The sequence below is a fragment of the Mesorhizobium sp. M0633 genome (genome assembly GCF_040320645.1).
Lineage (GTDB): Bacteria > Pseudomonadota > Alphaproteobacteria > Rhizobiales > Rhizobiaceae > Mesorhizobium.
The window spans coordinates 1-9575 of the sequence record NZ_JAMYQC010000071.1 but is presented as its reverse complement, the minus strand read 5'-3'; the positions used below and the strand labels follow the sequence as shown (position 1 = coordinate 9575).

General features: G+C 65.4%; 8 protein-coding genes. 1 reads left to right on the top strand and 7 read right to left on the bottom strand.

Features of this window, described 5'->3' with window-relative positions; genetic code table 11:
- Positions 1-84: 84 nt before the first annotated feature.
- The 3 genes from NKI47_RS34025 to NKI47_RS34015 form a co-directional block, all read right to left on the bottom strand.
- A complete protein-coding gene (locus NKI47_RS34025) occupies positions 85-1314 on the bottom strand; it encodes an amidohydrolase/deacetylase family metallohydrolase (RefSeq protein WP_352596015.1) in 1230 nt (409 codons plus the stop codon).
- Positions 1315-1336: 22 nt separating this feature from the next.
- Positions 1337-1702, bottom strand: a complete 366-nt coding sequence (locus NKI47_RS34020; RefSeq protein ID WP_352596012.1) for a RidA family protein — start codon at positions 1700-1702, stop codon at positions 1337-1339.
- 358 nt (positions 1703-2060) lie between these two features.
- Positions 2061-2489, bottom strand: coding sequence for an Lrp/AsnC family transcriptional regulator (locus tag NKI47_RS34015; RefSeq protein ID WP_023675939.1), 429 nt, complete (start codon positions 2487-2489; stop codon positions 2061-2063).
- Positions 2490-2612: 123 nt separating this feature from the next.
- Between NKI47_RS34015 and NKI47_RS34010 the strand changes: the two genes are divergently transcribed.
- Entirely contained in the window at positions 2613-3716 is a 1104-nt protein-coding gene (locus NKI47_RS34010; RefSeq protein WP_352596009.1) for a saccharopine dehydrogenase family protein, read from the top strand.
- 170 nt (positions 3717-3886) lie between these two features.
- Here NKI47_RS34010 and lpdA read toward each other — a convergent pair whose 3' ends face one another.
- The 4 genes from lpdA to NKI47_RS33990 form a co-directional block, all read right to left on the bottom strand.
- On the bottom strand, positions 3887-5281 hold the full coding sequence (lpdA, locus tag NKI47_RS34005) for a dihydrolipoyl dehydrogenase (RefSeq protein ID WP_352577377.1): 1395 nt from the start codon (positions 5279-5281) through the stop codon (positions 3887-3889).
- A 246-nt stretch (positions 5282-5527) separates the two neighbouring features.
- A complete protein-coding gene (locus tag NKI47_RS34000) occupies positions 5528-6922 on the bottom strand; it encodes a dihydrolipoamide acetyltransferase family protein (protein ID WP_352596006.1) in 1395 nt (464 codons plus the stop codon).
- Between the two features lie 10 nt (positions 6923-6932).
- Complete coding sequence (locus tag NKI47_RS33995; protein WP_352596003.1) at positions 6933-7946, bottom strand: alpha-ketoacid dehydrogenase subunit beta; 1014 nt, start codon at positions 7944-7946, stop codon at positions 6933-6935.
- Positions 7947-7948: 2 nt separating this feature from the next.
- A complete protein-coding gene (locus NKI47_RS33990; RefSeq protein WP_352596001.1) occupies positions 7949-9181 on the bottom strand; it encodes a 3-methyl-2-oxobutanoate dehydrogenase (2-methylpropanoyl-transferring) subunit alpha in 1233 nt (410 codons plus the stop codon).
- Positions 9182-9575 lie beyond the last annotated feature (394 nt).

Below are 9575 nucleotides of genomic sequence, written 5' to 3'. Positions count from 1 at the left end.
CCTCCATCCGTTGCAGGAAGCCGAGCCCGGTCGAACCGCCCCCCTCTGTCGCCGTCGGCGACATCTCCCCCTCAAGGGGGGAGATCACCCACGCCCGAAATGCCGGCTCGCCACCTCGACATGCGTGTCGTGCGCATGCGCTTCGAAACGCTCGGTTTCGCCGAGATCGTCCACCGCCTCGTTCGGCCACCAGCTGCCGCCGACCACGATTCCGTCCGAGACCAGCCTTTGCTCGGCGACCAGCGAGGCGCCGACCGAATCGACAAAGGTGAAGCGGCCCGGACGCAGCCGCAACACCGCGATGTCGCCGACCGCACCCACCGCAAGCCTGCCGAGATCGGGCCTGGCGATCGCTTCGGCAGGGCGCTGCGTGGCGGCGCGCAGCACCTCGACCAGCGGCATGCCGAGCGCCAGCAGCTTCGACATGCAGACCAGGATGTCGAAGGCCGGCCCGTCGACGCAGTAGAGATGCACGTCGCTGCTGATCACGTCCGGCGCCAGCCCCTCGCTGAGCATCGCTTTCGCCACTTCGAAATCGAACGAGCCCATGCCGTGGCCGATGTCGAAGATGACGCCGCGCTCGCGCGCCAGCCGCATATCTGGCCGCACCGCCCCCGAGGCAAAGACCGGCGCGTTGGGAAACGGCCGGAAGCAGTGGGTGAGGATGTCGCCCTTGCGCAGCCGCGGCAGCACTTCCGAGCGGCCCGGCGGCGGCTCGTCTATGTGCGCCATCAGCGGCAGGCCGGCTTTGTCGGCGGCTTCGAGCGCGAGATCGACCGGCGCGATGCCGCTGGTGCCGCCGGCATGGCGACCCGAGCGGACCTTGACGCCGACAACCACGTCCGCGTGCTCGCGAGCCGCCGCTACCGTCTCGCGCGGTTCGCAGAGCCGGAGGTCGCTACACTCGCCGACCGCCACGGTCTGCGAGAAGCCGAATATGCCGGCAAAGGAAATGTTGACATAGGCCAGGATGCGGACTTTCGAGCGCTCGATGACGTGGCGGCGAAAGCCGAGGAAATTGCCGGCGCCGGCACTTCCGGCATCGATGAAGGTGGTGGTGCCGCTCTTTGCGGCGAGCCGGTCGGCATCGACGCCGAGCGACGTGCCGCCCCAATAGACATGGCTGTGCAGGTCGATCAGGCCCGGCGCGACGATGGAGCCCGTGGCATCGATGACGCGGGCGGCACGTTCGAAGGGGATTTCGGTGTCGATGGCGGCGATACGGCCGTCGGCAATCGCCAGATCGCGCTGCGCGTCGAGACCGGAGGCCGGATCGATGAGGCGGCCGCCTTTTATCAGGAGATCGAATTGCATCGCGCCTGTCTCCACTTTCCCGTCAGGCCGGCTTGTAGGCAACGGCCTCGACCTCGATCTTGATATCGATCATCAGCCGCGACTCCACTGTCGTGCGCGCCGGCGGGTCTTTCGGGAAATGCCTGGCATAGACGGTGTTGAAAATGCCGAAATCGCGGGCGTCTTCGAGCCAGACCGTCGTCTTGACTACGTCGTCGAGGGTACAGCCGGCCAGCGCCAGTGCCGCCTTGACGTTCGACAGCACCTGCTCGGTCTGTTCGGCGATGCCGCCCTTGACCACCAGCCCGTCTGTGCCGACCGGCACCTGGCCTGAGACATAGACGAAATCGCCGGCCCTGACCGCCGGCGACAACGGCACATGGGATTTTCCAAAACACTGCTTGGGCAAGGAGGCCTCCTGTCTAGGTTCTTTGGGTGAACGCGCGGTGCTGCGAGAGATAGGGGGCGGCTGCACGCCATCGATCCACATTTTGAAAGCCTATATCGCTTTGCTGCGGTAACGCCAGAACGATCACCGCCCTTGCTGATCCTTCGCGCCCCCCTCTGTCCTGCCCTCTTTGCGATCACTTGGCATCTCCCCCTCTAGTGGGGAGATCGGCAGCTTCGCCGATAGCATCCATTCAGCCACCTTGGAGATTGGCGAAAGCCGCGGTGACATCCAATCTCCCCCTGGAGGGGGAGATGCCCGGCAGGGCAGAGAGGGGGGCGCTGTCCCGACAGCGTCTGGACCCGCGACACCAGCCGGCTCAGCGGTCGATCCGCGTCGACAGGATGATCGACGACGACGTGCGCTCGACTCCGTCCATGGCGCCGATCTGGTCGAGAAGCGTGTCGAGATCCCTGATCGACGGCGCCTCGACGATGACGATCATATCGAAATTGCCGCTGACCGAGTGCAGCGTGCGAACCGGTGCCAGCGCCTGCAGGCTGCGCACCACCTTGTCGGCAAGCTTGGGGGTGACGGTGAGCAGGACATGCGCCCTGACCAGCCCCTGCTCGTAATCCGGCAACAGCCTGACCCCGTAGCCGGCGATGATGCCGCGCTGTTCCAGCCGCTCGATCCGGCTTTGCACCGTTGTTCGTGAGACGCCGAGCCGCCGCGCCAGTTCGGCGGTCGAGGCGCGCGCATTGGTGCGCAGCAGGGAAAGCAGAGCCTGGTCGGCATCGCTGAGCATTTCGACGAACCTTACCGGCACATTGCCCAAAGAGAGGCTGCGTTTCGTACAATCTCACGCTTCCTTTCGACAGGCAAGCTGCGATTCTAACCGTGAATTTAGCATTGGTGCGAGGGACCGGTCATGAAGGAAATCATCGTCGTCGGCGCCGGCAAGATCGGCTCGACCATTGCCGAGATGCTGGCTTCCACGGGCGACTACCATGTCACGCTCATCGACCGCTCGGCGGCGCAGCTCGGCGCGGCCGAACTGTGTGAAACGGTCGAGACGCTGGAACTCGATATCGAAGCCGCCGGCACGCTCGAAGCCGCCTTGGCCGGCAAGTTCGCGGTGCTCAGCGCCGCGCCCTTCCATCTGACCACGCGCATCGCCGAGGCGGCGGCCAGCGCCGGCGTGCACTATCTCGATCTGACCGAGGACGTCGTCAGCACCAGGCGGGTCAAGGAACTGGCTCGTTCCGGCAGCAGCGCCTTCATTCCGCAATGCGGTCTGGCGCCGGGCTTCATCTCGATCGTTGCCAACGATCTCGCCAGCCGCTTCGACACGCTGGAAAGCGTGCGCATGCGGGTCGGCGCGCTGCCGCAATACCCGTCGAATGCGCTGAACTACAATCTGACCTGGAGCACCGACGGCGTCATCAACGAATATTGCGAGCCTTGCGAGGCGATCGTCGAAGGCGAGCTTGTCGAAGTGCCGCCGCTGGAGGAGCGTGAAGAATTCTCGCTCGACGGCGTCACCTACGAGGCGTTCAACACCTCGGGCGGGCTGGGCACGCTGGCCGAAACGCTGAAAGGCAGAGTGCGGACGCTGAACTACCGCACCATCCGCTATCCCGGCCATGCCGCGATCATGAAGGCGCTGCTCAACGACCTCGGCCTGCGCCACCGCCGCGACGTGCTGAAGGACATTTTCGAAAGCGCCCTGCCGGCGACGCTGCAGGACGTGGTCATCGTCTTCGTCACCGTCAGCGGCCGCAAGAACGGCCGTCTGCTGCAGGAGACCTACGCCAACAAGATCTACGCCAGGCGCGACGGCGAAACGGTGCGCAGCGCCATCCAGATCACCACCGCATCGGCCATCTGCGCGGTGCTCGACATGCTGGCCGACGGCAGCTTGCCGGCCAGGGGCTTCATCAAGCAGGAGGACATCGCGCTCGACGCGTTCCTGGCCAACCGCTTCGGCCGCGCCTATGCGCAGCACGAAATGGTTAGCCGGCTTGCAGGGTGAGAACCTCTTCCCTTCTCCCCTTGTGGGAGAAGGTGGATCGGCGCGCAGCGCCGAGACGGTTGAGGGGTGTTGGAAGGATCGCCGTCGGTGCCAAGCTGGAACACCCCTCATCCGACCGAGCTTCGCTCGGCCACCTTCTCCCGCAAGGGGAGAAGGCAGAGCGCGAGCCCTCAGACATGCACCGCCCGCCCCAGCGCCTTCAGCGCCGCTTCCTGAAAACCCTCGCCCTGTGTCGGATGGGCATGGATCGTCCCGGCGATATCCTCCAGCGTCGCGCCCATCTCCAGCGCCAGCCCAAAGGCCGTCGACAGTTCCGACACGCCCTGGCCGACGGCCTGGATGCCAAGCACCAGATGGTTGTCCGCCCGCGCCACTACCCGGACGAATCCGTCCTCGCCCAACTTCGTCATCGCCCGGCCATTGGCGGTGAAGGGAAACAGTCCGACCTTGATCTCGCCACGGGTCTTGGCCTCCTCCGGCGACAGGCCTGCGGTGACCAGCTCCGGATCGGTGAAACAGACAGCCGGGATCGCTCGTCTGTCCCAGCTGCGCTTGTGGCCGGCGACGATCTCGGCGACCATTTCGCCTTGCGCCATGGCCCGGTGCGCCAGCATCGGCTCGCCGGTGACGTCGCCAATGGCAAAGATTCCACGCATCGAGCTGCGGCACTGGTCGTCGATGCGGATGAAGGGTCCGGCCATGTCGAGGTCGATCTGCTCCAACCCCCAGCCTTCGGTCACCGGCTTGCGACCGACCGTGACAAGCACCTTGTCGGCGGCAATCTTGCCGTTCTTGCCGCCATTCGTCTCGACCAGCAGCGCGTCGCGCTTAGTGGACAGCCCCTTGGCCTTGGCGTTCACGAGCACCTCGATGCCGAGTTCGGCCAGCCGCTTCACCACCGGTCGGGTCAGTTCCGCATCATATTGCGCCAGCACGCGGGGCAACGCCTCGACCACGGTCACCTTGGCGCCCAGCTTGGCAAAGGCGATGCCGAGTTCCAGCCCGATATAGCCGCCGCCGACCACCGCCAGCCTCTCCGGAACTTCGCTCAGCGCCAGCGCCTCGGCCGACGAAATGACCGGCCCGCCGAACGGTAGCGATGGCAGCTCGACCGGCGCCGAGCCGGTCGCTATCACCACAGTTTCGGCTCGGATCACCTGCATGCCGATCTCGGTCTCGACGGCAACGGTCTTGCCGTCGCGAAATGTCGCCCAGCCATGCACCGTCTTCACGCCAGCTTTCTTCAGCAGGCCGGCGACGCCGTTGTTCAGCCGGCTAACGATGCCGTCTTTCCAGGCAATGGTCGCCGCGAGATCAAGCGACGGTGCCGCGACCGTTATGCCGAGTGGACTTTTGCCGCCGGCCATGTGCGAGAGCTTTTCGAACTCTTCGGCTGCATGGATCAGCGCCTTGGACGGGATGCAGCCGACATTGAGGCAAGTGCCGCCCGGTTTGCCTGCCTCGACGATCACCGTGTCGATGCCAAGCTGCCCGGCGCGGATGGCACAGACATAGCCGCCCGGACCGGCGCCGATGACCAGCAGCTTGCAGGAGATTTCCTTCATCATTGCACCTTAGTTCGACGAGCCGGCGGGGCAGCACCCCCCTCTGTCCTGCCGGACATCTCCCCCTCAAGGGGGGAGATTGGCAGCTTTCGCGTTCGGCTTAGTCCTGCAAGGCTGGAGATTGGCGAAAGGTGGGATGACGGCCGATCTCCCCCCTTGAGGGGGAGATGCCCGGTAGGGCAGAGGGGGGCGCGAAGGATCGCTACTGCTCTCATCCCGCGCCCCTGCGATGCTCTGTTCATCTCCTCAATCCACAAAAATCAGCGCTGGCGTTTCCAGCAACGCCTTGATCCGCTGGATGAACACCGCAGCGTCCCAGCCGTCGACGACGCGGTGGTCGAAGCTGGAGGACAGGTTCATCATCTTGCGCGGGATGAACTGGGTACCGTCCCATACCGGCCGCACCATCATCTTGTTGACGCCGACGATCGCCACTTCCGGATGATTGATCACCGGCGTCGTCGCCACGCCGCCCATGGCGCCCAGCGAAGTGATGGTGATGGTCGATCCCGAGAGTTCGTCGCGCGTCGCCGTGCCGGATTTTGCTGCCTCGGCCAGCCTGACAACCTCGGCTGCACAGTCCCAGATGTCGCGCGCCTCGGCGTGCTTGACCACCGGCACCATCAGCCCGGAAGCCGTCTGCGCGGCGATGCCGATATGGACGCCGCCATGCTGGTGGACAATGCCGGCTTCGTCGTCGAAGAGTGCGTTGACATTGGGCTGGTCGGCGATTGCCTTGACCATCGCCCGCATCAGGAACGGCAGCAGCGTCAGCTTCGGCCTGTTCCCGCCCGGCCGCTTCTCCTTGTTGAGCGCGGCGCGCAAATCCTCGAGCGCGGTGACGTCGATCTCCTCGACATAGGTGATATGCGGGATGCGCGACTTGGCCAGCGTCATCTTCTCGGCGATCTTTCGCCTGAGCCCGACTATCTTGATGTCCTCGACCGCCTCGTTGCGGGCGAGGCCAGAGGCCTTCGCGAGCTGCGGTCCGCGTGCCAGGAAGGCGTCGATGTCCTCGTGCCGGATGCGGCCGGCTGGGCCGGTTCCCGGGACCTGCCGAAGGTCGATGCCGGCCTCTTTCGCCCTGAGGCGGACGGCCGGCGAGGCCAGCGGCTTTTCGCCCTCGGGGCGCGGGGCACCGACCGGCGCTATACCCCCGAAAGCCGGCGCAGTACCCCCACCCCTAACCCCTCCCCACAAGGGGGAGGGGGATTCGCCACCCGCCGCACTTAGTCCCTTATGCGTTGGTGTTTTTCCAGATGATCGTGGAGCGGTCTCGGGTTCGGCCTTGGAGGTTGCGGCACGTCCCCCTCCCCCTTGTGGGGAGGGGTTAGGGGTGGGGGTATTCTTGGCGCCCGCCTCAGTGGCCTGCGACGCAGCATCCCTGACATTGCCCTCGCCCGCCACCTTCAACCTGACAATCGGCGAGCCGATCGCCACCGTGTCGCCGATCTCGGCGCCCAACCAGACGATTTCGCCATCGACGGGCGAAGGAATTTCGACCGTCGCCTTGTCGGTCATGACAGCGGCCAGCACGGCATCCTCGCGCACGAGATCGCCGACCTTGACCTGCCATTCGACCAGCTCGGCCTCGGCGACGCCTTCGCCGACATCGGGCAGCTTGATGACATATTCGCCCATCGTTCCCCCTTCAGGCTTCCACCGTTTCGACGAGCGCGCGGCCTAGCCGGGCAGGACCGGGAAAATAGTCCCACTCCTGCGCATGCGGGTAGGGCGTGTCCCAGCCGGTGACCCGCGCCACCGGAGCTTCCAGATGGTAGAAGCAGCTCTCCTGAACCAGCGCCGACAGCTCGGCGCCGAACCCCGATGTCAGCGTCGCCTCGTGCACGACCACGCAGCGCCCGGTCTTTCTGACCGAGGCGACGATCGTCTCGAGGTCGAGCGGCAGCAGCGTTCTCAGATCGATAATCTCGGCATCGATGCCGGTCTCCTCGGCCGCCGCCTGGGCGACATAGACCATCGTGCCGTAGGCAAGCACGGTGACCGCAGCGCCCTGCCTGCGGATCACCGCCTTGCCGAGCGGCACCGTGTAGTGGCCGTCGGCAACTTCGCCGAGCTCATGTTTCGACCATGGCGTTACCGGCCGCTCATGATGACCGTCGAAGGGGCCGTTATAAAGCCGCTTCGGCTCCAGGAAAATCACCGGGTCCGGATCCTCTATCGACGCGATCAAAAGGCCCTTGGCGTCATGCGGGTTCGAGGGCACCACGACTTTCAGGCCGGAGACGTGGGTGAACAGCGCCTCCGGGCTCTGGCTGTGGGTCTGGCCGCCGAAAATGCCGCCGCCGGTCGGCATCCTGACCACGATCGGGCAGGTGAAATCACCGTTCGACCGGTAGCGCAGCCGCGCGGCTTCCGAGACGATCTGGTCATAGGCCGGATAAACATAGTCGGCAAACTGCACTTCGACGCAAGGCTTCAGCCCGTAGGCGGCCATGCCGATGGCCGCGCCGACAATGCCGGATTCGCTGATCGGCGCATCGAAGCAGCGGCTCTTGCCGTATTTTGCCTGCAGGCCTTGCGTGCAGCGGAAGACGCCGCCGAAGAAGCCGACATCCTCGCCGAACACGATGACGCGCTCGTCGCGTGCCATCGACACGTCCATGGCGTCGCGGATCGCCTCGATCATGGTCCGCCGCGGCATGGTCAGACCCCTGCCTGTTGGCGCTGCCGCCTGAGATGCGGCGGCATCTCGGCATAGACGCCCTCGAACATGTCGCGCGCCGAGGGCTTGCCGCCGGCATGCAGCGTGCCATGGCGCTCGGCCTCCCGCTGCGCCGAAATCACCGTATCGAGGATTTCCGCCTCGGCCTGGGCGTGGCGTTCGTCCGACCAGACGCCGCGCTGGATGAGATGGTTCTTCAGCCTGACGATCGGGTCGCCGAGCGGCCAGGCATCGGACTCGGCCTTCGGCCGGTAAGCCGACGGGTCGTCGGAGCTCGAATGGGCGCCGACGCGGTAAGTGACGTATTCGACCAGCGTCGGCCCGAAATTGCTGCGCGCCCGTTCCGCCGCCCATTTGGCCACCGCATGGACGGCGAGATAGTCGTTGCCGTCGACGCGCAGCGACGGAATACCGAAGCCGAGCCCACGGGCGGCAAAAGTGCCCGAACCGCCGCGGGCGATGCCCTGGAAGGTCGAGATCGCCCACTGGTTGTTGACGACGTTGAGCACGACCGGCGCCTTGTAGGTCGAGGCGAACACCAGCGCCGAATGGAAGTCGGACTCGGCGGTCGAGCCGTCGCCGATCCACGCGGCGGCGATCTTTGAATCGTTGCTGATTGCCGAGGCCATCGCCCAGCCGACCGCCTGGATGTACTGCGTCGCCAGATTGCCGGAGATCGAGAAGAAGCCGTGCTCCTTCGACGAATACATGATCGGCAATTGCCGCCCTTTCAGCGGATCGGCCTCGTTCGAATAGATCTGGTTCATCATCGTGACCATCGGGTAGCCGTCGGCGATGAGCAGGCCGGCCTGCCGATAGGTCGGAAAATTCATGTCGCCCCGCGACAGCGCCTTGCGGAAGGCGCAGCTCACTGCCTCTTCGCCGAGATGCTGCATGTAGAAAGAGGTCTTGCCCTGGCGCTGCGCCATCTGCATGCGCGCATCGAAGCTGCGCAGCGTCATCAAATGGCGCAGCCCCTCCAGCAACTCGTCGTCCGAAAGCAGCCCTGCCCACGGCCCGACCGCCTCGCCGGCGCGGTTGAGCACGCGGATGATCGAGAAGGCCAGATCGCGGATGTCGCGCGGGTCGACGTCGATCTTCGGGCGCGGCACCGAGCCAGCTTTTGGAATGCTCACATTAGAGAAATCCGGCGTCCCGCCCGGCCGCACTTCCGGTTCCGGAACATGGAAGCGCAGCATTCCGGCATCGGCCATGATCTCGGTCCTCCACTGTTGCCCGGCCAGGATATTTGCACACCGCCAGACCAGTGCCAATTCGTCGGGCGAGGCTTCGCTGCCGCTGGCTGCTGCCCGCGGCAGACAGGATGGAGATATGTCGGCGAAATTTCTTGTCGATCTTCCGCGCCGGCGCGCAATTTGGCGAATGGCCCGGCCTAGTCTGGCGCATGAGAAGGGATTCCTGGTAGCAAGATCCCTCTGTCGAGTTCCTTCGCGCCCCGCTCTGTCCTGCCGGAGGATCGCGGCATCATTCCAGCTCGGGTTCCTCGCCCCGCGGAAGTGGGGGAGAGGTGGCTCGGCGAAGCCGAGACGGAGAGGGGGCGCCGCGCCCGACGAAAGCCCCCTCGCCTGTCTCTGATACACATCAGCC